Raw genomic sequence first — 24,969 nt, 5'->3', positions numbered from 1 at the left:
TTCCCTACTACAAACCAGGTTCGTAGTGAGGACTTCAGTCCTGAGAAAATATAAAAAAAAGGACTGAAGTCCTGAATACAAACATCTCGATTAAATCTTATTCTGGGGCGTTGCTCCTGCGGCGCCCCAAAAATATTATTTGGACGACTTTACAGGCTTCATCACAGCCTCAGAAGGCTTAGCAGGTACTTTGCCTTGTTTGGCCATAGCGTGGTAAATCATGGCTGCTACTTCCGCGCGAGTAGCTATTCTATTAGGCTGCAAAAGTGTGGGCTGCGGGTGGTTGACAACAATGCCAGCTTCCGTCGCTGCTGCTACTTTGTTGACTGCCCATTTCGGCACTTTTTTCCTGTCTGTATAAACTTGTAATGTTTTGCTGGCTTTCGCTGACGGTTTCAGCTTTAAACCGCTTGCTAAAGCTGCGATGACTTCGACCCGGGGAACTTCTTTGTCGGGACGGAACTCATTATTTGGGTATCCTTTGAGATATCCTGTTTTGACGCTGTGGTCGATCGCACTAGCGGCCGGACTATTACTCTTCACGTCTTTAAAAGTAATCGGTTTGCGGCGCGGTTCTTTGTCCGACATTCCCTGAATTAAGCGCGCTAGTTCCGATCGCGTTATCGGTTCGTCAGGCCGAAACTTGTTGTCCGTGAAATCAGCAAAAAATTGCCGATCGGCTAAAGCTACAATAAATGGACGCGCCCAATATTTTTCAGGAACATCGGAGAATTTAACGGGCCCAGCTTTTGGTTTAGCCGCTTTCGGTTTGGTAATTACTGGAGCGGGAGCCTCGCGCTCAATTGGCGTTTGGGGAACCACGATCGTCCCCATGGGAGGAAGCGCTGGTAAAACCGGCGCTAAAGGTACAACAGGGGCGGCATCCGGTTCCGAGGGAATGACGACTGTAGCGGGCGATCGCACATCCTCTCTCGGCGGGACAGGCGTTAATATTGTCGAGTTCCCAGGTACAGCAGGTTGAGAGAAAACGGCTGGGAATTGCAAACTTCTGGCATTAAATCGATCGGGATTTCTGCCTGTTACCCAAAAGAAAATTGCTCCCATTGTGCCGAAGGCCACCACGATCGCAATCAATTCATCAAATCCTAGAGGGTTTCTTTTCCCTGACGGAGGTAGTGAAGAAGACATAAACTTGTCACCTACATATCAATGTAGCAATTAAATCACATATTTTTTGAGTCGGGCAGAGGCAGAGCTCGCCAACTAAACTATTCCAAAGTCTTCACTGTCAATACTTGTGGCGGCGTAGCATCGGGAGGATAGATAAAATCAACTTCGATCGATCGCCTTTGGCCCGCAGCTAACTTCAACTTTAGCATCGGTTCCACAACTTGACCGACGCGCTGCCACAAATGCACGTAGCGAGTCGTATCCGCACCGCGATCGTCTTGATAGCGCAGCCGCACAGTCCCTCGAAAATAGGGAAAATCCAGCGGAGGTTTGCGAAAGCGCAATCCATTTTTTGACAGCAAATCTTCTTTTAAAGGCGTTGCCAAACTCAGCGCTACCGTTTGCGGTTTGTCGGTGTGATTGTACAGCGGCCAAGTCAAATCGTAGTAAACCCCGTAATTGCCGTGCGCTTCGTAGGCGGTGTCAGGATAGCGCGCCAACAGTTTTGCTGCTTGCACTTGTTGGCTTCCGAAAGTGCCCCCGCGCAAGGTGGCGATCGCAAAAGATATCCCTTTGCCAATTTCAGGAATTTTGAGATCCGCAGTATCGCGATCGACCAATTGAGCTTGCCACCCAGAGCCTTGCTGCACCCCCGCAACGCGCCCGTAAATCAAATTACCAGCAGCGCCGGGGGGCGTCGGGGTTTTGTCGCGCGGGCCTGCCAAACCGCCGTTATCCAGCAATTCCTGCCATTCTTGCAGAGTCGGCGCGCGATCGCTCCCATCAGCATTTTGCTTAGCGTACATCGCCAAAGTTGCCGCATAAACCTTGGCTGGGGCGGGCACGGGGGCACCACCCCTACAGTTGAGTCGCACAAAAGTAGAACGACCATTTATCGGCTTGGACAAACCCCGCACCGGAATCGGACGATTCATCAGCATAGCCGTTTCGCCCGGTGCGATCGCCAGTTTTTCCGGAAAATCCGGCTGTCGCATTCCCCGCAACACGCTATCGACAGCCCGCATCCCCGGGCCGGAATATACTTCGCCGTTGGGACTCTCACTTTGTTCTGGTTTTTGTTTGAACGGCGCATCCGGTTCCATCAGGTAACTCGCTGCCTGCAAAACTTCCACCGTTATCGGCTCCGTTCCAGAATTGTATAATATCGCACCTATATATAAGGTCTGCAAATTGGGAGGAGTGTGAGAAAAATGGTGCGCAAACAAGTTAAATTGCCCCTGGAAGGGAAAGTTGAGGTGGGCGCCGGGGACTTTTTTACCTTCTGGGGGAAAGGTTGAGAGCAAAATGCCTTCTTTTTTTACCCATTCGGGACTGTCGCTGTTGAAGAGAGGAATGTTGTCAAGTTGGCCGGGGAGCGATCGCACTTCAGTAACTTGTACAATTTCTTCCGGTGTCGGTTTGGCGGGGATAGACTGTGCGGGTTGTTTGAGGATAAATAATCCGCCTAGTGGGAGTGCGATCGCAAAAATGCCAGCAATTCGACCAAACTTGCTTTTTTTCTGAATCATAAGACTTGACTGCAAGCTAAACTAAAACTTGGCTACAGTCTAAACCTAAGTTATATCATCTGCGGTCAATTACCATCACAAAAACGGTTCGTAGTGCGTCCTGGGGTCCGCATGAGAGCGGACACCAGGACGCACTACGAACGTTACTTATTGCGGTTAATCGATCGGACACGATATTATTCAGAAATTGTGCGATCGCGATTGATTGTTGAACTCTCTTTTATCAGCGCCTTCTGCCGCTTCCGAAAGAGCGACTGCGGCTCGGTTGGCGGGAACTCCTGCCGCTACCAAAACTCGGACTGGGCCTGTTTTGATTTTGGCCGGGCTGCGATCGCCTCAAAGTGCTGCCGCCGTAACCCGAACCGGTCGATCGATTAGCCCCTGGCTGTGCTGGGCGTCTTACTGGCTCGTTGTATGAGGGCGATCGCAAGCGGCCAGTCGTCCTTAAAACTTGACGGTTTCTCACAGCCGGAGGCGGCGCTTGGTAGCGAGTTTGATATTGCACCACAGCTTGGCGGTAAGTATTGCCGTACCCGCCATATCCCACCATCACCCCGGGCTGATAGAATGGCGGCACGTAATATCGCGGTGTAAATAGCAAACTGCCGATCGCCTGACCGGCCAGCGCCCCTGCAAACGGCGCCCAGAAGCCTGATTGCTGCCGAACTACCACCGTTTCCTGCTGACCTGTTTGAGGATTGTTAACAGTTTCAGTAACGTTGTGAACGTACTCTATTTTAAAATCTTCTGTCAAATGCAAGCTCGCTTTATTGTTATCCAGACTTAGATAACTTTTCTTTCCTGCCGAGATTTCTTCCTCCGTCAAGCGAGCCATTTGCAAATCGGTAGTGCGGTAAACCGGGGTACTGCCGGGGGGAGTATTTAGCAACATCAAACTGTATTCCCCATCAGCATCGTTGTAGGTAGCTTGCTGTACGGGATATTGCCCTTGACTCAAGTTATTTCTCGGTGCAGGACGCACTGTGTTAACATTCCCATTTGGAGGATTTGCAGCAGGATTTACAGTTTCTGTGCGAGGAGATCCGCAGGCCGTTGCCGTCCACAATAAAGTTAAAGCCATTAAATAAATTGTCTGTTTTCGCAGTATCATAAATAATTGGGAATGGGGAATTGGGAATTGGTAATTGGTAATTGGTAATTGGTCATCAATACGCTTGGGTTAACCCTATTTTTTGTGATTGCGAGGAACGAAGCAATCGCAGCATCTGTTTTTCCGAGGGTTTCGCCTCCTCCACTGTCAGATTCCCAGCGGATTGAATTATCAACAACTTCCTCAACACCCGATCGCACTTTGGACTCAACTCCTGATTGATTCTCAGGAAAAGGACTGAAGTCCTCACTACAAACCTTTTTTATGTTTACTCTTTTATTTTAGGGGGCGTTGACCCAAATTATTTGTGAGGATAGTGAATTGTCTTCGCGGCTCGCCGATTCACTTTTTGTGTTTTTATCATTTTTAAAGGGGAATGAGTTCTGGGAAATTGACCAAAACTTGGTCGTTAGTAAGTTCGTCTCCCAACTGTGCGGGAGAAAAGTGAACTTGCACAGCTCGCAGCCTTTCCTGGTAATGTAAATTAATCAGTGATTTTAAACCGACTTTCAAGGCGCTGATGTTAGCGAGGTCAGTTTCTAGGGCTGGAACTTCCCCTTCATAGGCGACTGTCAGCATCACCACGACATTTCTAGTGACCGGCAAAGATAAGGGAGAATTTTTATCGTAAACAGATGTGCTGTATTGAGGCTCGCTGAGATAGCGATCGGCTGAATCAGTAAAAATTTCATCCACATAATCGCCCGCTTCGCCTTCATCCCAAAAAACATCGCCTTCATTGGCGGCGGCTTGCCAGTAATTGTCATACTGCAACAGATGATTGCAAATTTCTACCAGCCCTTCTCCCAAAACTGCTACGTCGCCATCGGCATCAATTGCTTCTCTGGCGGTGCGGTTGAGAACTCCTAACAGCGGTGCAACTTCTTCCCCTGTTAGCTGGACGAATATGCGGCAAACTGCCAATCGAGTTTTACCTGTAAATTGATTGAATCGATCGCGCCAAGCATTCATAACCTATACTTGTAAATCTGTAGGGCTATATTTCCAAGCATAGCAGGCGATTTCAAGTCTTGCCGTCTAACCTCAGATTGAGATCGAGGGCATTTGGATCGAGTTCCTCGGTGAACTGTATCGCTTTGACTCATCTAAATTTAAAGTGTCGGTATGAGAATTGAATCGCCAGCATTCGCTCTCCTATAAGGAAAAGCATCTGCCTCGATCTGCGGTTTCCTTATGGCATCAAAGATTTATGCAACTCAAGTCTATTGAGTTAATTACTTGCAGAAAGAACTGATATCATGTCCCGTCGATTACATAACAAAAACCGTTCGTAGTGCGTCCTGGTGTCCGCAGCCGGAGAGCGGACACCAGGACGCACTACGAACTAATCTTTTTGCAGTTAATCGATACAATATAACGCAGCAACCTAGTTCCACCGACGAAAATACACAGGTTGCAGCTCAGGAGCGTGAATTAAATAATTTGCATAAGTCTGTGGGATGGGCGTCTCGCCCGTCCAATCATAGACGGGCGAGACGCCCGTCCCACAATCACAATGAAAATTGCTGTTTATTGAATTGCCATCAAAAAACCTCCAATCTTGTAAGATTGGAGGCTTGTTGAGCGAATACTTTGGTTTGACATCACTATTTGACGATCGCACTTTCACCTTCTTCGATCGCACTTTCCGCACTCACCTCGGAAACTTGCGCTCTCGGCAAATCCAGCTCGCCCCCCGGAGCTTCCGGGTGTTCGCGAACGGCTGCAACCGCATCTGCTGGCTCAGAAACACCTGCATCTGCGATCGTCGGCTCTTCAAAAACTTCAAAATTATCGCTCATCGCATCGCAAGCAGCAGAGGCGCGCTTACCGGCGCGGTAGCTCATATAGGCCGCACCGCCACCCAAAATCCCAGCCAAACCCAGGAAACCGAGAGCTGCTGTTTTGTAGGATTTCCACGGATTCATTCGATCCGAGCCGCCGGAACCCAGGAGCGTTGTCCCAGAACCAGATTGAGCAGCCCCAGATTTGCCGTAGGAACAGGGGAAAGCAGATGCGGCGTCACCTATGGCGATGCTGCTCGCGATCGCGACGGTGGAAGCAATGCCAGCTAACACTTGAAACTTCTTCATGGTGCTCTGGATTTTGTAAAGGATAATTAAAAAATAAATGGTAACAGCTCTTTACAAATCTATCAACAGGCGATCGCCGCCCAAATCACGGATCGATCGCAACTACCAACAAGTGCCCGATCGCAATTAAAATTTAAAACTGCCAGTTTAAAAATCTGAAACCATTGTGTTGCAAGCGTTTGGACTAAAAAATCCGTAGAACTTCAAGTCAAGTTAGCCAACATTTCGATCGCCCATAAATTAGAAAACCTGAAGTCAGACAAGAGAAAATTTAATCACAGGGCGACCCACACTTGATGACAAACCACTTTTCAGGCTACTTTTGAAAAGACTTAGTTATTGGAAAAACTCTTATTTTTATGACAGACAGCGGGAATCAAGGCATTGAGCGACATCCTCATCGATTGTTGGTGACAGGCGGAGCAGGATTTATCGGCTCGAATTTTGTGCATCACTGGTGCAGCAGCTATCCGGGATCACGAGTAGTCGTACTCGACGCTTTAACCTACGCCGGCAACAGACAAACCCTGGCAAGTTTGGAAGGAGGAGAAAATTTTCGGTTTGTGCAGGGAGATATTTGCGATCGTACCCTAGTCGATACTTTGCTCAAAGAAGAAAACATCAACACAGTCGCCCACTTTGCCGCAGAATCCCACGTAGACAGGTCAATTATCGGGCCTGGAGCCTTCGTTCAAACCAACGTTGTCGGCACCTTCACACTCTTAGAAGCCTTCCGCAAGCATTGGGAAGCCATTGATGATTCGTCAATCAAATCACAAATGCGCTTCCTCCACGTTTCTACCGACGAAGTTTACGGTAGTCTCGGCCCCGACGACCCAGCATTTACCGAAACAACCGCCTACTCCCCCAACAGTCCCTACTCAGCCTCCAAAGCTGGCAGCGACCACCTCGCCCGGGCCTATTTCCACACCTACGGCCTGCCAACAATTATCACCAACTGTTCCAACAATTACGGCCCCTATCACTTCCCCGAAAAACTTATTCCATTAATGTGCATCAATATGCTACTGGGGAAACCGCTGCCAGTATACGGCGACGGTCAAAACGTGCGAGATTGGCTGTTCGTTCTCGACCACTGTCGCGCCTTAGATGCCGTTATCAACCGCGGCCAGCCCGGGGAAACCTACAATGTTGGTGGTAACAACGAGGTAAAAAATCTCGATTTAGTCAAAATGCTCTGCCAACTAATGGACGAATTAGCTGCTGATTTGCCCGCGCGTCCTTGCGAACAATTGATCTCATTTGTCAAAGATCGAGCCGGGCACGATCGGCGTTACGCTATTGATGCCAACAAAATTAAAACAGAGTTAGGTTGGACTCCCTCAGTCACAGTTGAAGAAGGTTTGCGGCAGACCGTGGAATGGTACTTAGCCCATCGCGAGTGGTGGGAACCCCTACTTTCTGAGGAATATCAAACTTACTACAGCAAGATATACGCTAATTAGTCACTGGCGTGCGATCGCTCCCATCTAGCGCGTAATATCATGTCCTGTAGATTGACCACAATAACAAAGGTTTGTAGTGCGGACTTCAGTCCGCTCTCCGGCAATAACAAAGGTTTGTAGTGCGGACTTCAGTCCGCTCCCCGCCAATAACAAAGGTTTGTAGTGCGGACTTCAGTCCGCTCTCCGGCCCAAGACCCAAGTCCGCAAAGATCCATTTTTGTTAGCGTAATCAACCGAACATGATATAAATCATTAACCGGGTTTTTTAGCACTTATCCAAAGCTTGAACCAAGTATTTTAGTTAAAAAACCCGGTTGCTCCCCAATTCCTGATTTAATTAAGTGCATTTGTATATCATAAATATTCACCCTTGTCAAACTTTGTGAAGATTTAGTTAAAACTCATCTGCCAAACATATATGCAACTGTTTGTAGCTGATAATTTCTATATAAGGCAATACGGTTTAGAATACCCGGCGGTTGAAACCGCATCTATACAAGCAAAACCCGCCTCCGCGGGTTGAAGAACAACCGGTTAAAATTACCTTGTCTTCTTCAGTCCGCGGAGGCGGACATCGTTTGTATAGCAGCGGTTACAACCGCCGTCTCATCTTGAGTCCGCGGAGGTGGTCGCGATCGCTTGTCGAAGTGCGGACATCGTTTGACTTTCTGGTGGTTTCAACCATACATCTTATCTAAAAATAGAAACCAGCAATGACCGAAATCAACTGGCTCAAACACATCCAAGAACCCAAATACTGGCTGTTAGGCATCGCCTCCGGTTTGATTGCCCTGCACCTGACTCTAACTTCCAGAACCAACGACACTGACCTATTTGGCACAATGTTACTGTTTTGGGGAGTCGTAGCATTTCTCATTTGGGAAAGGCACGAATCCTTAAATTTTGAAAGCGGAATTTTCGCCAGCTTCTTAGGGGCATCATTAATTGCTTTCATATTGCTCAAAAGTTCTTCGATATCTGGATACGACTTTTTTATCAGGGCTTCGCCTTTCTTGACAGGAGTAAGTCTGGCGTTGCTAGCTTCCGGCACAAAAGGACTGAAACAATATTGGCAGGAACTGCTAATTCTTGCCTATACAGCTATTCCTCCCGGATTAATCGGAGTATTTGTTAATGTAGCCCTATTGACCGCAAAATTTTCAGCTTTCATCCTGCACTATCTAGGATTTGAAGTAGTGCGACAAGGAGTTTTTCTCATCCTAGAAAAGGGCAGCGTCGAAGTGTATCACGGCTGTTCGGGGGTGAATGCAATTCTACAATTGTTAGGACTAGCCCTGGTTTTTTTGCTGATGTTTCCGACAACTGTAGGGCAGAAAATTGTAGTGCCAATCGTTGCAGTCATGATTGCATTTATAGTGAATGCCGCGCGAGTTGCTCTGATGGCAGTGCTGGTATCGCTATCTCAACCCGAAGCATTTAAATACTGGCACGAAGGAAATGGATCGGTAGTCTTTTCCATGATAGCTGTATTAATTTTCGGGTTATTCTGCTGGTTTGCAATCTTGAAAGACGAACCGCAAAATAAGGAAAAACAAAATTGCTAATGGCTATTACCTATTGGAAACCAGTTAGAATTTCTCTGTTAGCTTTTACTTTTGCAGGAGTTTTGTTAGTTGCCGGAAAGTTGACCTTCTATCCCTCGACTGGCAATCATTCTGCAACCCAGTTTGACTTTCCCTCTGCGGTGCCTCTAGCAGACTGGAAACTACAAAAGAGCGCACCCCTGAAAATTAGCGATACTTCACAAGTCAATGCTGCCAGAAAGTATGAATATCAAAAAAATAGCATTGCTCTAGAAATAGAGATGCGCTATGTGGTAGGCACCAACGGGGATGTGGAAAGTATGATGAAGGGACATACTATTCTGAAGTCGTCTCCTGGTAAACTAGCATTAGCAAAGACTCAAAGCGGGGGGTTTCACGGAATTTTGCTACAGAAAAATCGACTGTATTTGAGTTCGTGTATCAATCCTCGCGGCAGTCCTACAGTAACTGCCGAACAGTTTAGATACAATCGCAATACTCGCGATTGGCAGCCGAACCGGGTACTGTTTTGGCTGTTGGGTAGGGGAAATATTCAAGACCGGCGCTGTTTGTGGACTCAGATGTCTGTACCTTTGGATAAAACAACTCCAGAAAATGCCCAAAAAATCCTAGAGAATGCTTGGGTTTCATGGTATGCGTGGTGGCAGCCCCGATTTCCCGAACCTTAAGTGAAGTCAATAGTCCTGGACGCACGGGTGGTCAGAAACCGGGTTGATGGACGAAAATTATTCGCATTAGCCCGCAGATTAAGTAAAAAACCCGGTTTCTTTGCTCTTAGTGCGTAAGTTACTCGTTACCAGGCTGTGCCTGGTAACGCATATCTGGAGGCTCTGCCTCCATTTAAGAGCCGAGGCAGAGCAAGAGTGGTATGGGTTCCCAGGCACAGCCTTGGAACCAGTTCAATATCTCTGGGTTAAGCACAAAATTGTAGGATTTATTCTTCTGAAATGCTTGTAAACTCGGAGCGCGATCGCCCGGGCAAAGTTCCTTAACCGAGAGGTATTGAGTCCCGATCGAGAGAGATTTTTTGTCAACAACAACTGTGATGATTTTATGAATGACGTACAAGGCGAGCAAGGTTTTTCTATCTACAGGCTGCGTTGGATTGGCTACGGTCTATTAATTCTATCTTTATTAGATACGATCGCAGTTTTTCTGCCAGCAAATTTTGGCAATCGCGTCTGGGAATTGCAGACGATTGGCGCGGTAGTGGAACGGGTGCCAGTTCCTCTTTTGGCAATGGCGCTGATATTTTTTGGAGAAGGGTATGACCGCAGAGGTTTGGAAAACGTTTTTTTGAAGGTTTTGTCTTGGGTTTGTCTGCTGCTGGCCGTGGTTTTTCTGTTGATGATGCCTTTGGGAATTTTTGGCACTATCTACGTGAACAATCAAAACGACAAGCAAATTACTACTCAAGCAAACCAACAATTAGCTCAGTTGCAGCAGGTGGAAGACAAGCTAAACAAGGGTACTCCTGAAGATTTAAAGAATTTGGCGGGGGAACTTACTCGTTTGGGGGTGCAAGCGAATACGCAAAACCCGCAGGAATTGAAAAGCCAAATTCTTTCGAGAATTACTCCCGCTAAGGAACGCTTGCAGGCCCAAAGCGCGACGGTTCAGTCAAATCAGCGCATGGGGTTATTCAAAAATGCTGTTAAGTGGCTGCTGGGCGCGTTGATTTCTAGTGTTTTGTTTTTCACAATCTGGCGCGGTACTGATTGGGCTAGGTAGTAAGTATTGGTATCAACAACCAGGCTAATACCCTTTGTATTTGTTGTTTACCCCCGAGGCCAGATCCCCCTAAATCCCCCTTAAGAAGCAGGGCGGTTTTATTGTCATCATAGAAATAGGTACGTAGTTGGGCTTCAGCCCTCTTTATCAATATATTTAAATAGCGCTGAAGCGCAACTACGTACCTTGATTAATTTGACATTTGTGTCATGGACACAGCCGCCGATCGCGCCACCCGACCTTTAAGCCATACTTTTGGTAGTGTGAGATTTCCTATCTTGACGTGGCAATGACGATCGCCCCAGCGCAATCTAATCAAGGTATATTGGCGATCGCCCTTACCCTCCTTACTGACTTATTGTCGATCGCACTTCCTAATTTAATCCTAATTTTTCTGTAAAAAATCCTATACCACATTTTGCTACAAATAGCAACGCTATAAGTCATCATTATTTGTTGAGATCGATCGCACTTTTTTCCCACTGGTCATGGTATAATCACGAGCATCAGTCAAGGGTCATTTACCGCAAGATAGATTTTGCAAAAAACTCAGCGGTAATTCGGTAAAGTTATGCAACATTCAGATTCAAGCAGCTACCGTGTCAGATTGCGGATGCACTGTCTTGCCTTCATAAATTATTTCAATATTTAATCGGGTGCCCCAGTCATAGCAAGTATCTACCACCAAGCCACTGCCTTGTTTTCAAGTGCAGACTACTTGCCAAGCTTCAATATCTTCCAACTCAATACTCCATAAAATTTACTCGATCTCGGGACTTGGGCGATCGAACTTTACCTTACTAGCAGCCATCCTGCGGCAAAACCCTCGGTTTTACGCTGCGATGACTAGAGCGTGTTTTCACACTTCTCCATCAAATTCAGATCCCCCTAAATCCCCCTTAAAAAGGGGGACTTTAAGACTCTTTCTCCCCCCTTTTTAAGGGGGGCTGGGGGGGATCTCCGGGTTTGAAAACACGCCCTAGCCCGGTTGGTGGTGAGAGTCGATCGCATATTGGCAGCCTTGAGTGAAGATAACCAGTTTCCGCGTTCATTTTCGATGAACAAAAACGGAAGCTGATTTTGAGCATCTTTTCGGCAGATTACCGCCCGCCAACTGACAAACAAGTAAAGCTCTTCAATACCTTGTTATTTCCAACCAATCATAAATTAGCAAAAATATGTCACACACAACATTGACACTCCACACACCTCAAGCGACTACCAAAAATCGCGAACACGCATTCTTTGCAGCCGATATCTCAGACAAGCAAACCCTGATTGACGGCATCGATCCAAATGTTGAAGTTACCATCCTCAATCCGAATCGGGATGCGATCGCACAAATCACCGCAGCGATCGCAGGGCAGAAATACTCAGTTATTCATATTATTTCGCATGGTGCTCCTGGTCATCTCCAGTTAGGGAATACAGCCTTAAATATTGAAACCCTCCCACAATATACTCAACAGCTACAACAATGGCGCGATCGGCTCACTGAAGACGGAGCGATCGTTATTTACGGTTGCAACGTCGCCGCCACAACCGATTTGACAACCACCAACCAAAAACCAAACCACCCACCAACAACCCATCCGTTACATCCGCTACAAAATCCGCTGCCGAACTTTCTCACCCAACTCCACCAACTCACCGGGGCAAAAATCGCCGCCAACCCCCACCCCACAGGCAACACAGCACTAGGCGGAAACTGGGAAATTCAACAACTCATCCCCCCATCCCCCACACCACCCAAACTCCCCTTCACAGAAACCGCCCTCAAAACCTACAGCGGCATCCTGAGTTTCGCCCCCAAAGTTGACTTCACCACTGGGACTGGCCCCATTTCAGTCAGCATCGGCGACTTCAACGGCGACGGGAAACCAGACTTAGCTGTGGCGAACGGTCTCAGCGACACCACTTCGATCCTGCTGAACACCACCCCCACAGGTGCCACCACCCCCACCTTCGCCACCAAAGTAGACTTCACCACCGGGAGTGGCCCCTATTCAGTCAGCATCGGCGACATCAACGGCGACGGGAAACCTGACTTAGCTGTGGCGAACGTTGGCAGCAACACCACCTCGATCCTGCTGAACACCACCCCCACAGGCGCCACCACCCCCACCTTCGTCCCCAAAGTAGACTTCACCACTGGAACTAACCCCCGGTCAGTCAGCATCGGCGACTTCAACGGCGACAGGAAACCTGACTTAGCTGTGGCGAACGTTGGCAGCAGCAACACCTCGATCCTGCTGAACACCACCCCTACAGGCGCCACCACCCCCACCTTCGTCCCCAAAGTAGACTTCACCACTGGAACTAACCCCTGGTCAGTCAGCATCGGCGACTTCAACGGCGACGGGAAACCAGATATAGCAACGGCGAACTGGTCCAGCAACACCACCTCGATCCTGCTGAACACCACCCCCACAGGCGCCACCACCCCCACCTTCGCCACCAAAATTGATTTCACCACCGGGAGTGGCCCCAATTCAGTCAGCAGTGCCGACTTCAACGGCGACGGGAGACCTGACCTAGCTGTGTCGAACAGTCTCAGCGACACCACCTCGATCCTGCTGAACACCACCGCCACAGGCGCCACCACCCCCACCTTCGCCATCAATGTTGACTTAAACACTGGGAACCCCAATTCAGTCAGCAGTGGCGACTTCAACGGCGATGGCAAACCTGATTTAGCTGTGGCGAACTTTAACAACAACACCACCTCCATCTTCCTGAACACCACCCCCACCTTCGGCACCAAAATTGATTTCACCACCGGGAGTGGCCCCAATTCAGTCAGCATCGGCGACATCAACGGCGACGGCAAACCTGACTTAGCTGTGGCGAACGTTGGCACCAACACCACCTCGATCCTCCTGAACAACACCCCAAAAGTCAGCATCGCCGGCGGCGGCACTACCCCCACCGAAACCGGCCCCACCACCGGCACATTTAATATTACCCTCGACACTCCCGCCCCCGCAGGCGGTTTACTCGTCAACTTCAACACCACCGGCAGTACCGCAGCCAACCCCGGCCACTACTCCCTAACTGCGGGTACAAATATCACCGCTGTTACTGCCAATACTTTCACCATTGCCGCCGGTCAAACCACCGCTGTTCTCAATGCCGTCCCCATCGATGATGCCATTATCAACCCAGGGGAAACAGTCAAAGTTAGCATCACTGCCGATCCCAACAATTGGGACTACTTTCTCGATCCAGTTGCCGCGAATACTACTGCGACACTGACAATTACCGATAACGACTTCCCCACAGTTGAAATCTCGGTTTCTCCATTCAGCAGTACAGAAACCGGAAGTCCAGCAATTACAGTTACCGCCACTGCATCCCAAGCTGTTGTCGGCGATCAAACAGTGGATGTTACCCTGTCCGAGCTGGCCACTGCTGCTGACTTTACTGGTACTATTCCCACGAGCATTACCATTCCTAACGGTCAAACTACAGGTTCCTTTACTATCAATATTAATGATGATGCACTCGTCGAAGGCACCGAAATAGCTGTTTTCACACTGTCTAATCCTTCTAGTGGTATTATACTAAGTCCTAGACCAATAGATTTCCTCGAAATTACCGACAACGACTTGCCCGCAGTCAACCTCTCTGTTTCCCCCTTCAGCAGTACAGAAACCGGAAGTCCAGTTATTACAATTACTGCCACTGCATCAGGCGCAGTTGTCGGAAATCAAACCGTTGATGTTAATCTTTCGGGGACGGCAATAGCTGCTGATTTTACTGGTACTATTCCCACTCGCATTACCATTCCTGACGGTCAAACCACAGGTTCCTTTACCCTCAATATTAATGACGATGCGCTGATCGAAGGTACCGAAACAGCTACTTTCACAATCTCCAATCCTTCTGGCGATATTATGCTAGGAACTACGACAACTGGTTCCGTTGCAATTACCGATAACGACTTCCCCAGAGTCAATCTCTCAGTTTCCCCAGTCACCGGCACAGAAGCAGGAACCACAGCAATTACAGTTACCGCCACTGCATCAGGCACAGTTGTCGGAAATCAAACCGTTGATGTTAATCTTTCAGGGACAGCAATAGCTGCTGACTTTACTGGTACTATCCCCACCAGCATTACCATTCCTGACGGTCAAACCACGGGTTCATTTACCGTCAATATTAATGATGATGCACTTGTCGAACCTACTGAAACAGGTACTTTCACAATCTCGAATCCTTCTAGCGGTATTGCGCTAGGAACTGCAACAGGTTCCGTCGCAATTATCGATAACGACTTCCCCACAGTTAACCTTTCAGTTTCCCCCAGTATCGGCACAGAAGCAGGAACTACAGCGATTACCATAACCGCCACTGCATCCCAACCAGTTGTCGGCTATCAAACTGTGAATCTTAATTATTTGGGAACTCCCACTGCCGATGACTTTACTGGGAATATTTTGATCGTCATTCCCATTTTTAACGGTCAAACCACAGGTTCCTTTACCGTCAATATCAAGGATGATGCACTAATCGAAGGTACCGAAGCAGGTACTGTCACAATCTCTGGTGTTTCTAGCGGTCTTAAATTGGGAAACACGTTATCTGGTTCGCTGACAATTATTGATAACGACGCAGCACCTGCACCAGAAATCCAAGTTTTGGATGGAACCACAGACATAGTTGATGGTACTGCAAGTACAATTGATTTTGGCAGTGCATTAATTGGTGGCACTCTCAACAAAACCTTCACGGTTAAAAATCTTGGTACAGCAGCTTTAAACCTCAGCAATCCTACCCTACCAACCGGATTTAGCTTAGTTGGAAATTTCCCGGCAACTCTCGCCCCCAACGATACAACTAACCTGCAAGTTCAAGTCGATACAGCGACAGCCGGAACTTTTGCAGGTACGTTGCAATTTGCCAATAATGATAGTGATGAAAATCCCTTTGATTTCCCAATTTCCGCATCAGTCACAGCAACTCCAACTCCAACACCTGAACCAACACCAACGCCAACACCTGAACCAACTCCAACTCCAACACCTGAACCAACTCCAACTCCAACACCTGAACCAACTCCAACACCAACACCTGAACCAACTCCAACACCAACACCTGCACCAACTCCAACGCCTGAACCAACTCCAACTCCAACTCCAACGCCTGAACCAACTCCAACTCCAACTCCAACGCCTGCACCAACTCCAACGCCAACTCCTGAACCAACTCCAACTCCAACGCCTGCACCAACTCCAACGCCAACGCCTGAACCAACTCCAACGCCTGAACCAACTCCAACTCCAACTCCAACGCCTGCACCAACTCCAACTCCAACGCCAACGCCTGAACCAACTCCAACGCCAACTCCTGAACCAACTCCAACGCCTGAACCAACTCCAACTCCAACTCCTGCACCAACTCCAACGCCTGCGCCAACACCAACTCCTGCACCCGTACCAACGCCAACTCCAACTCCTCCACCCGTACCAACGCCAACTCCAACTCCTCCACCCGTACCAACGCCAACGCCTGCACCCGTACCAACTCCAACGCCTGCACCCGTACCAACTCCAACGCCTGCACCCGTACCGACTCCAACGCCTGTTAACACTCCCGATACAAACTGCATTTGCGACAAAATTGAGTATCCAAATCTCAACAAACCAAACCAACAAATTGATAACATTATCAATGGTGGTGTGCTAATTGGTACTTCCAAAAACGACGCATATTTTGGTAGCAACAAGCCCAATATTTTCGATGCTTTAACTGGCAACGACAACCTGTTTGGCGGAGATTTTAATGATATCTTCAACGGCAATCAAGGCAATGACTTCATTGACGGCAATCAGGGAGACGATATCCTGTTTGGTGGCAAAGGAAACGACATTATTTTGGGCTGTTTGGGTAAAGATGTGATTTTCGGCGATCGGGGCAACGATTCAATTAACGGCCAAAATGATGATGATTTAATCTTTGGCAATGAAGGTAACGATTTTATCGACGGCGGTAAAGGTAACGATATTGTATCCGGCGGCAAAGGAGACGATTTAATTGAAGGTAGTCAAGGTAATGATAGTCTCTACGGACAACTGGGTGATGATACTTTGTGCGGCGGTGCAGGAAATGACTTAGTTTATGGCGGTCAAGGCAATGATTTAATTGACGGTGGCAAAGGCAACGATTCGATTTATGGAGACTTAGGAAATGACACGCTGATTGGTTGCGAAGGTAATGATATTTTGTTTGGAGGTTCAGGGAATAACACTTTAATTGGCGGTTTGGGCAATGACATATTTGTCATCGGATTTAATCAAGAATTCAATATTGTCTCGGATTTTGTCAAAGGTCAGGATTTGATCGGATTGTCGGGAGGTTTGAGTTTTAATCAGTTAGAAATTAGTCAGAACAATAACAATGCGCTGATTAAAGTTAAGGGAAGTGGAGAAGTAATTGCTTCGTTAACTGGAGTAAATGCTACCTCGCTCGGTGTTAGCGATTTCCGCACAATCTGAGTATGACATTAGGGTGCGTCAGCTTGTAGCTTTTGGATGGTTGGGAAAAATCATGCACTCGCTCCGCACCTGCGACTTACGCCAGCAGACTAAAGAAACCGGGTTTTTCTCCTAAATTTAGGGTTTGAGCCGAGTATTTTCGCTAAAAACCCGGTTTCTGGCAACCCCTGCGTGCAATGGAAGATGCGCCCACCAGCACCATACCAGCTAAAATCTCAAATCTCAAATCTCAAATTGGCTGAGGGTATTTTCTAGTTTTTCGGCAATGCCTTCTACCCAGTTTTCGTCTTGTTTTGTGTAGCTGCGGGGCGCGTTAGCACCTAATATTAACACGCCTTGGCTGCCGATCGGCTGACAGATGACTCCTTGGGTATTTTCTGGCAAATAGTCGAATTCGATTTTGCCGGGATAGATGTTCAGATTTACTAAATAAACTGGTTTGTTTTTGTCTAACACTCGCTGCAATATTGGCCCTGGCTTGACTTCGGGGTTGACGCCTAGGATGCCGCGCCTCAATAAAACTTTTCCCTTGTAAAAAACTACGATCGCCCTTGTGGCGGTATTTGTCAACAGCAAACGCGACGCCCAGGCTAATTCTAGCTTGACGGCATCGGGTAAATCCGGCGCTAACTCGAAGCCTTCAGAGCCGATAAGCTGTACGGAATCGGGCGATCGCGCTTGCACCTGTTGCCACAGCAAACCTGTTAAAATCAGCAGGGCGCTGATAATTACTCCCAAAACGTCCGATCGAGCTTGAGAATCTGTAATTTGCGGCGTCAGCAAGCGGTTGACCATCAGCAGCGTACCTGCTAACCCTCCTGCAACTAAGGGCAATTGCCGCAAAACTTTATTGGGGTCAGATTTTGTCATTAGTCAATAGTCAGCAGTAAGGTTCGTAGTGCGGACTTCAGTCCGCTCTCAAGCTGCGGACTGAAGTCCGCACTACGAACCGAAGCAGTAAGGTTCGTAGTGCGGACTTCAGTCCGCTCGCATGCTGCGGACTGAAGTCCGCACTACGAAACGAAGCGGTTTTGTTATTGTAATCGATCGGAGAAGATATCATTACTCATTTAAGCATGACGCACTCGCCCAGCAAGAAACCGGGTTTTTTACCGAGATTGAGGGTTTTAACCAAGTATTTTGGTTAAAAAACCCGGTTTCTGGACACCCGTGCTTAAGTTCTATAAATTGGTAGTTGGTAATTTAATAACTGCCAACTGTCAACTGCCCACTGCCCACTGTCAACTGACTTTACCCGACTTCGCCAATTTCGACGATTCGCTGGAAGAGATAGCCGGTGCCGCGGGCGGTGAGAATTAATTCAGGATTGCTGGGGTCGTCTTCCAATTTGGCTCTTAGCCGGGAGATGTGAACGTCCACCACGCGGGTGTCTACGTGGCGTTCGGGCGTGTATCCCCAAACTTCTTGCAAAATTTCCGATCGCGAAAAAGGCTCTCCAGAACGGCTGACAAGCAGCTCTAACAAGCTGAATTCCATGCCGGTGAGGCGAATTCGTTCGTCGCCTTTGTAAACTTGGCGCTTGTTGGTGTCAATCCTAATGTTGGTGACGTGGATGACTCCGGAGCTGGGAATCCCGGAAGCGCCGTTTTTGTCAACCCGGCGCAGTACCGAACGGATGCGGGCTTCGAGCTCTTTGGGAGAGAAGGGTTTGACGACGTAATCGTCGGCGCCCAATTCTAAACCGGTGATGCGATCGGCTACGTCTCCCAAAGCAGTTAGCATAATGATGGGTACGTCTGATTCTTTGCGCAACTCCTGACAAACGCCGTAACCGTCGAGTTTGGGCATCATCACGTCCAAAACTACTAAGTCGGGTTCGGTGTTGCGAAATGTTTCGAGAGCTTCTTCGCCGTCAGCAGCGGTGACGACATCGTAGCCAATCATGGAAAGGCGAGTCTCCAGAATGCGGCGGATACTGGCTTCATCATCGACTACCAGAATTTTTTCTTTATGGTTTTCCAAGTTACCGAGCACTCCTTAAGTTACATTTCAGATATTCTTAATTTTTTGTACCCTATCATAGAAGATACAGATTGAATCATGTGTGCGATCGGTCTGAAAGCTTGATAATTGCTTTAACTCAGACTTTTCTAAATGTTAGGGTGACTATTTATCATAATCAACAATGCCTAAGCCTCGAATACAATATATTTGTCGGGAATGCGGCTATGATTCACCACAATATTTTGGCAGGTGTCCTAGCTGTCAGAAGTGGGATTCTTTTGACGAGCAGGTAGAACAACCTACTGCTGGTGTGCCGCGAGCTGGTTTCACTGGGGTGACAACTAAGACAGTAGGCGGTTCGCCTCCTGATAAGTCGAAGGGTCAACCAAGGGTATCTTTTAGATTATCGCAGATTGCTGACCAAACTCAGTCTCGCTGGCCTTCTGGTTTTGGGGAGCTCGATCGAGTTTTGGGAGGTGGGATTGTTCCGGGCTCGCTGGTGTTGATTGGCGGGGAACCGGGAATCGGGAAATCGACTCTGCTGTTGCAGGTGGCGAATATGTTGGCTCGCAAGGATAGAATACTCTATGTGAGTGCGGAGGAGTCCGGTCAACAGGTGAAGTTGCGATCGCAGCGTTTGGGTGTGGCTAATCCGGTGGATTTGTCAAGTAATGGCGGACATAAATCTGGCAGCAACGGGGAAGTTAAAACGGATTTGGAGGACAATTCAGCGGAGAATTTCTATTTGCTTCCAGAAACTGATTTAGAAGTTGTTTTGCGGGAGTTGGAAGCACTGAAACCTAATGTGGCGGTGATTGATAGCATCCAAACTATTTATTTTGCTAGTTTAACATCGGCTCCGGGTTCGGTGGCTCAGGTGCGGGAATGTACGTCGGCTTTGATGCAGGTGGCGAAGAGGGAAAATATTACTTTATTTATTGTCGGTCACGTTACGAAGGATGGAGCTTTGGCGGGGCCGAGGGTTTTGGAACATTTGGTAGATACTGTACTTTATTTTGAGGGCGATCGCTTTGCTTCTCACCGGCTTTTGCGATCGATGAAAAACCGTTTTGGGGCGACTCACGAAATCGGTGTTTTTGAAATGGTAGCACACGGTTTGCGAGAAGTCGATAATCCGTCGGAGTTATTTTTAGGCAATAAAGATGAATTTTCGCCCGGTACTTCGACGACGGTTGCTTGTGAAGGAACTCGACCAATTTTAGTAGAAATTCAGGCGTTAGTTAGCCCTGCGAGTTTTGGTTCGCCGCGCCGTTCTACTACTGGTGTGGATAATTCGAGATTGCAGCAAATTTTGGCGGTTTTAGAGAAAAGGGTGGGGATTCCTTTATCTAAGTTAGATACGATTGTGGCGTCGGTGGGCGGGCTGAAGGTAGAGGAACCGACGGCGGATTTGGCGGTGGCGATCGCAGTTGTGGCCAGTTTTCGCGATCGCGTGGTTGATGCGCGCACTGTGTTGCTGGGTGAAGTCGGTTTGGGCGGACAGGTGCGGCCTGTTGCTCAGCTAGAGTTGCGGCTGAGGGAGGCGGCTAAGTTGGGGTTCAAAAGGGCGATCGTTCCTAAGAATCAACCCGTACCAGATTTGGGGATGCAAATTATTCCGGTGGCTAGAGTAATCGATGCAATTATTGCCGCGATTCCGGCTACTCCGGCTCAGTTGCAGTCGGATGATTTGGAGTTGCCCTCTCTTGATTTGGAGGAAGAGGATTTGTCGAATTGAGTTAGAATGGTGAGATGGAAAATTAACTTTAAGGACGCAAAAATTATGTATCAAGTAGACATTGTTGAGGCAAAAGAAAAGCTTCGGGAATTAATCGAAGCGGCGCTCAGAGGCGAAGAAGTTGCGATCGCTCAGGATAACGAGCCTGTTGTAAAATTGGTAGTAATCCCGCCAGCTAATAAGAAGCGCTGGCCATCAAAAGCCGGGAGTGCTAAAGGAATGGTTTGGATGTCCGATGATTTTGACGAACCGCTAGAAGAATTTAAGGAGTACATGGAATGAGGTTGTTGTTGGACACTCATACTTTTATTTGGTATGTCACGGACAACCCTAGACTTAGCGCCAATGTCAAACTGCTAATAGAGGATGAAAATAACGAGAAGCTAGTCAGTATGGCTAGCATCTGGGAAATGGCGATTAAACACAGCATAGGCAGGCTAAACTTTAGTCTGCCTTTTATGGAGTTTGTCAGACAGCAACTGAGTGTTAGCAATATCGGGCTACTAGAAATTAATCTCAGCCACATTGAGGTTGTGGCTTCACTGCCTTTGCACCACCGCGATCCATTTGACAGGCTGATAATTGCCCAGTCTATGGCCCAACAGATACCCGTTTTGAGCGTGGATGCTATTTTTGATGATTATGCGATCGCCAGAGTGTGGTGAATTAAGTTAGTATAAAAATAAAGAGACGAATAATGCCTTTGATTTTTTAAATGAAGAAGCTGATTTTCAACCTTACCTTACGAAGAAGCGGAATAAATGAAAAAACAATACAATTTGAACGACTTAACGATTCGTTCTACAAATCACCCAACTACAGATAAGGCTATTGCTGCACATACTCATACTGTGTTATTCGAGCGTCCGCTGACAGTTAAAGAACAGGAACAATTTATACAAATATTAAAGATTGTTTGCGAAACCTTTGATTTATCACAAACTTTAGATAATAACTTTTTAGCTATGCCTAATGTGACATTCACTACTCCTAATCGGGCACATTACACAGTGAATCAGCGCATTTTGGTAGGTTCGTGGAAGGATGAACTATTTGCTAGGTTAGCTGCATTTAGTCAGGAAGTTGCGAGTATTGCTGAACATGATGGAAATCCTGTATTTAGCAAACTAGGAAAGTTAAAGCAACTGCAAGAGTGGGCGCAGTCACAGATTGACAATACTGCCGAACCAGAAGTTAGACCAGATCTTGCCATTATAGTGTTGCAGTTAATTGATGAAGTTGAAAGGTTGCAGAATCAAGTTAAGCAAATAGAAACTAAATCACAAACTGCGTAATCTTGTAAAAAACCCGATATAACAATCATGAAAGCTTACGAGTTTCCAGCAAAAGTCACAGATGAAGGGAAAATCGAATTTCCCGATACTCTCTTAAAATACTTGGCAGCTAACCAAGAAGTCAGAGTTATTGTTCTGGTGAAAGAACCAACTGATACAGAAGAGGAAAATGCTGCTTGGCATCGTCTTGCAGCAGAGCAATTATTGGCTGGCTACAGCGAAGAAGATGCTATCTACGACAATATTTGAAATATGCCGAATTATCAATCAGGAGAAGTTCTCTTACTGGCACTACCTTTTGCTGATGTAACAACATCTAAACTCCGTCCTGTGCTGGTACTTTTGGATACAGGAGATGAAGATATTGTTGTTGCCAGAGTGACAAGTCAAATAACTCGGACTGTTTTTGATGTTGAGATTGTAGAATACCAACAGGCAGGTTTGCTGCGCTTGTCAGTGGTTCGGCTGCATAAGGTGAACACAATAGAAAAGCGTTTGGTAAATCGTCGATTGGGAATTTTAACTGCTAGCGACTGGATGCAAGTTAGAGAAAAAATACAACAAATCTGGTATTCTATTTGAGCGGGTTTAAAAAAGAGTTGATTTTCCAATTTTTTGAGGCTGTTTGCACTAAAATATGAACAAGTCAAAAAGACGCAAAAATCAGTGGTCAAATGAACTAAACGACATTATTCGCGGTGCATCGGGCGGCTTTTTGTTCGGGATTCCCCTGCTTTATACGATGGAGGTTTGGTGGATCGGTTCCTCTACTAAACCAGCGCAAATGTCGATCGCCATTGTAACTACTTTTATCGTCGTTTTCCTGCTGATTCGCACTGAAGGTTTTCGCAAAACTAAGGACATCCGGTGGCGGGATGCTGCGATCGATACCGTAGAAGCGATCGCGATCGGCATTGTCTGCGCGGCTTTTGTCCTGTTTTTGCTCAGGGAAATTACGCCGGAGACTCCGCTACAAGAAGCTTTGGGAAAAATCATCTTTGAAGGTCTGCCCTTTGCCTTGGGAGTAGCCCTCGCCAGCGGTTTCTTGAGCGGCGATCGCTATCAAAGCTCGGACAGCGACAGCGAACCTGCGATCGATCCAACTGTAGCAGATATCGGCGCTACTTTAATCGGTGCGACGATCATTGCTTTCAACATCGCCCCAACTGACGAAATTCCCATGCTAGCATCAGCTATTTCGCCACCTTGGCAATTAGCAATTATCGCCGCTTCGCTGCTAATTTCCTACGGTATTGTATTCGCCGCTGGGTTTACTTATCAAGCAAAACGCCAGCAGCAGCAAGGGATTTTTCAGCGTCCTCTCAGCGAAACTGTGATGGCGTATTTAGTATCGCTAGTGGCTTCTGCATTTATGCTGTTTTTCTTCCACAAACTCAGCTTAGACGACCCGTGGTCGGTTTGGTTGAGTTATACGTTAGTATTGGGATTGCCGGCGACTGTTGGCGGCGCGGCGGGGAGGTTGGCGGTATGAGTGACAGTAATACAGACAGTCAGAAGGAACAGCCACAAAAAAGAACTTTTGCTGAATGGGTGACATTTGCGATCGCCTGTTCGATCTTGTCTGCGCTTAGCGGACTCGTACTCTACAACTGGGCGACTAAAAAGCAGGAACCTCCGGTGATTTCTGTGACTCGCAGCGCCCCAATTCGCGCCACCCAAGGGCAATTTTACGTGCCGTTTACGGTTACTAACACGGGCGGCGAAACTGCTCAATCAGTGCAAGTTGTAGCCGAACTCCGCGTCAAAGGCGAAGTTTTGGAATCGGGAGACCAGCAAATTGATTTTTTGTCAAGCGGCGAAACGAAAGAAGGAGCTTTTATTTTTAGTCGCAATCCGAGTCAAGGTGAATTGATTGTGCGATCGAGCAGTTATCAATTGCCTTAACAAATATCGGATGATTTCTGCGGACTGAAGTCCTCACTACAAACCCATACAAAAGGTTCGTAGTGAGGACTTTAGTCCTTCTTTATTGCGGACTGAAGTCCTCACTACAAACCCATACAAAAGGTTCGTAGTGAGGACTTTAGTCCTTCTTTATTGCGGACTGAAGTCCTCACTACAAACCCATACAAAAGGTTCGTAGTGAGGACTTTAGTCCTTCTTTATTGCGGACTAAAGTCCTCACTACAAACCCATACAAAAGGTTTGTAGTGAGGACTTTAGTCCTTCTTTATTGCGGACTAAAGTCCTCACTACGAACCTTTTTGTGCGATCGCCCTAGCGCTTCACCATATTGTGTTCCCACTTCCAAACGCAGCTAGAAATCAAATTCGTGCAGACATGAGCGGTAATTGGCACTAACAAATTGCCAGTCGCTAAAACACTGTAACCCAGCAACAATCCCACAACCGTCGCCCAAACAGCATAAGGCCACTGATCGATTCCTCCCAAGTGCAGAATGCCGAAACAAAAACTCGATAAAATTAAACCGGTCACATTCAATCCCAAACCCGATAGCATGACGCCTCGAAATAGCAATTCTTCGCTAAGTCCCGGCAGCAGTCCCAGCCAGATTAAATCCGGCCAAAACAAAGGTTTGAGCACTACTTCTAAGTAAATGTCTGCACTGCGGCGATAACCGGGCCAGAGCTGATATACGATCGCGCTGCCGCCTGTAATTGCCAGTCCGATCGCACATCCTGCAAGCAAATCCATGAGGATCAATTTAACGGGCAAAAGCGATACCGATCCAAATATCAACCACAATTTAGCTACCGCCAGCAACATAATTGCTGTCACGCCCATTGCTACTAAAACTTGAGTGCGCGTCAACGGTTCAATTTCGGGAGTTTCAGGAATTTTTTCTGCCACTTAATCAAGTTTAAAT

The 24,969-nt window shown here is 47.4% G+C and carries 21 protein-coding genes; 13 read left to right on the top strand and 8 right to left on the bottom strand.

Translation table 11 applies throughout. The features are described 5' to 3' along the window. Positions 1 to 135: 135 nt before the first annotated feature. The 5 genes from QUB64_RS13050 to QUB64_RS13030 form a co-directional block, all read right to left on the bottom strand. Positions 136 to 1,149: an S-layer homology domain-containing protein gene (locus tag QUB64_RS13050; protein WP_333268811.1), complete on the bottom strand. Its 1,014-nt coding sequence runs from the start codon at positions 1,147 to 1,149 to the stop codon at positions 136 to 138. 80 nt (positions 1,150 to 1,229) lie between these two features. Beyond that, positions 1,230 to 2,660 carry a DUF3370 domain-containing protein gene (locus QUB64_RS13045; RefSeq protein ID WP_333268813.1) on the bottom strand — a complete coding sequence of 477 codons (1,431 nt, stop codon included), beginning with the start codon at positions 2,658 to 2,660 and terminating at the stop codon, positions 1,230 to 1,232. A gap of 223 nt (positions 2,661 to 2,883) precedes the next feature. Next, entirely contained in the window at positions 2,884 to 3,771 is an 888-nt protein-coding gene (locus QUB64_RS13040; RefSeq protein WP_333268815.1) for a hypothetical protein, read from the bottom strand. Positions 3,772 to 4,137: 366 nt separating this feature from the next. Next, the gene (locus QUB64_RS13035) at positions 4,138 to 4,743 is read right to left on the bottom strand and encodes a DUF1517 domain-containing protein (RefSeq protein WP_333268816.1); all 606 of its coding nucleotides are present in this window, start codon (positions 4,741 to 4,743) and stop codon (positions 4,138 to 4,140) included. A 635-nt stretch (positions 4,744 to 5,378) separates the two neighbouring features. After that, complete coding sequence (locus QUB64_RS13030; RefSeq protein ID WP_333268817.1) at positions 5,379 to 5,864, bottom strand: hypothetical protein; 486 nt, start codon at positions 5,862 to 5,864, stop codon at positions 5,379 to 5,381. 359 nt (positions 5,865 to 6,223) lie between these two features. Here QUB64_RS13030 and rfbB point away from each other — a divergent pair, with 359 nt between their 5' ends. The 5 genes from rfbB to QUB64_RS13005 all read left to right on the top strand — a co-directional run bounded on the left by rfbB (position 6,224) and on the right by QUB64_RS13005 (position 17,123). After that, entirely contained in the window at positions 6,224 to 7,330 is a 1,107-nt protein-coding gene (gene rfbB, locus QUB64_RS13025) for a dTDP-glucose 4,6-dehydratase (protein ID WP_333268818.1), read from the top strand. Between the two features lie 713 nt (positions 7,331 to 8,043). Then, positions 8,044 to 8,895: a cyanoexosortase A gene (gene crtA, locus QUB64_RS13020; RefSeq protein WP_333268819.1), complete on the top strand. Its 852-nt coding sequence runs from the start codon at positions 8,044 to 8,046 to the stop codon at positions 8,893 to 8,895. Beyond that, positions 8,895 to 9,563 carry a cyanoexosortase A system-associated protein gene (locus QUB64_RS13015; protein ID WP_333268820.1) on the top strand — a complete coding sequence of 223 codons (669 nt, stop codon included), beginning with the start codon at positions 8,895 to 8,897 and terminating at the stop codon, positions 9,561 to 9,563. Before crtA ends, QUB64_RS13015 begins: the two co-directional genes overlap by 1 nt. Before the next feature lie 385 nt (positions 9,564 to 9,948). Further along, complete coding sequence (gene hpsJ-A / locus QUB64_RS13010) at positions 9,949 to 10,626, top strand: HpsJ-like protein, cyanoexosortase A-associated (RefSeq protein ID WP_333268821.1); 678 nt, start codon at positions 9,949 to 9,951, stop codon at positions 10,624 to 10,626. 1,178 nt (positions 10,627 to 11,804) lie between these two features. Then, positions 11,805 to 17,123 carry an FG-GAP-like repeat-containing protein gene (locus QUB64_RS13005; protein WP_333268822.1) on the top strand — a complete coding sequence of 1,773 codons (5,319 nt, stop codon included), beginning with the start codon at positions 11,805 to 11,807 and terminating at the stop codon, positions 17,121 to 17,123. 222 nt (positions 17,124 to 17,345) lie between these two features. Here QUB64_RS13005 and QUB64_RS13000 read toward each other — a convergent pair whose 3' ends face one another. Further along, a complete protein-coding gene (locus QUB64_RS13000) occupies positions 17,346 to 17,993 on the bottom strand; it encodes a cofactor assembly of complex C subunit B (protein ID WP_333268823.1) in 648 nt (215 codons plus the stop codon). A 381-nt stretch (positions 17,994 to 18,374) separates the two neighbouring features. Next, positions 18,375 to 19,106 (bottom strand): response regulator transcription factor RpaB, encoded by a 732-nt coding sequence (gene rpaB, locus QUB64_RS12995; RefSeq protein WP_071587789.1) that lies wholly within the window; start codon positions 19,104 to 19,106, stop codon positions 18,375 to 18,377. 163 nt (positions 19,107 to 19,269) lie between these two features. Here rpaB and radA point away from each other — a divergent pair, with 163 nt between their 5' ends. The 8 genes from radA (at position 19,270) to QUB64_RS12955 (ending at position 24,026) form a co-directional block, all read left to right on the top strand. Then, positions 19,270 to 20,826, top strand: a complete 1,557-nt coding sequence (gene radA / locus QUB64_RS12990; RefSeq protein WP_333268824.1) for a DNA repair protein RadA — start codon at positions 19,270 to 19,272, stop codon at positions 20,824 to 20,826. A gap of 45 nt (positions 20,827 to 20,871) precedes the next feature. Then, positions 20,872 to 21,108, top strand: a complete 237-nt coding sequence (locus QUB64_RS12985; protein WP_333268825.1) for a type II toxin-antitoxin system Phd/YefM family antitoxin — start codon at positions 20,872 to 20,874, stop codon at positions 21,106 to 21,108. Next, on the top strand, positions 21,105 to 21,491 hold the full coding sequence (locus QUB64_RS12980; RefSeq protein WP_333268826.1) for a type II toxin-antitoxin system VapC family toxin: 387 nt from the start codon (positions 21,105 to 21,107) through the stop codon (positions 21,489 to 21,491). Before QUB64_RS12985 ends, QUB64_RS12980 begins: the two co-directional genes overlap by 4 nt. Before the next feature lie 96 nt (positions 21,492 to 21,587). After that, positions 21,588 to 22,121: a hypothetical protein gene (locus QUB64_RS12975; RefSeq protein WP_333268827.1), complete on the top strand. Its 534-nt coding sequence runs from the start codon at positions 21,588 to 21,590 to the stop codon at positions 22,119 to 22,121. A 27-nt stretch (positions 22,122 to 22,148) separates the two neighbouring features. Then, positions 22,149 to 22,370, top strand: a complete 222-nt coding sequence (locus tag QUB64_RS12970; RefSeq protein ID WP_333268828.1) for a hypothetical protein — start codon at positions 22,149 to 22,151, stop codon at positions 22,368 to 22,370. A gap of 3 nt (positions 22,371 to 22,373) precedes the next feature. Then, complete coding sequence (locus QUB64_RS12965; protein WP_333268829.1) at positions 22,374 to 22,703, top strand: type II toxin-antitoxin system PemK/MazF family toxin; 330 nt, start codon at positions 22,374 to 22,376, stop codon at positions 22,701 to 22,703. Positions 22,704 to 22,758: 55 nt separating this feature from the next. Next, positions 22,759 to 23,613 carry a TIGR02587 family membrane protein gene (locus QUB64_RS12960; RefSeq protein ID WP_333268830.1) on the top strand — a complete coding sequence of 285 codons (855 nt, stop codon included), beginning with the start codon at positions 22,759 to 22,761 and terminating at the stop codon, positions 23,611 to 23,613. Then, entirely contained in the window at positions 23,610 to 24,026 is a 417-nt protein-coding gene (locus QUB64_RS12955) for a TIGR02588 family protein (RefSeq protein WP_333268831.1), read from the top strand. Before QUB64_RS12960 ends, QUB64_RS12955 begins: the two co-directional genes overlap by 4 nt. A 333-nt stretch (positions 24,027 to 24,359) precedes the next feature. Here QUB64_RS12955 and QUB64_RS12950 read toward each other — a convergent pair whose 3' ends face one another. Beyond that, positions 24,360 to 24,953, bottom strand: coding sequence for a CPBP family intramembrane glutamic endopeptidase (locus tag QUB64_RS12950; RefSeq protein WP_333268832.1), 594 nt, complete (start codon positions 24,951 to 24,953; stop codon positions 24,360 to 24,362). Positions 24,954 to 24,969: the final 16 nt, after the last annotated feature.

Source organism: Microcoleus sp. Aus8_D2 (genome assembly GCF_036702665.1).
Classification (GTDB): Bacteria; Cyanobacteriota; Cyanobacteriia; order Cyanobacteriales; family Microcoleaceae; genus Microcoleus.
The sequence above is the reverse complement of the archived record's forward strand: the minus strand, read 5'-3'. Positions and strand labels throughout refer to the sequence as shown.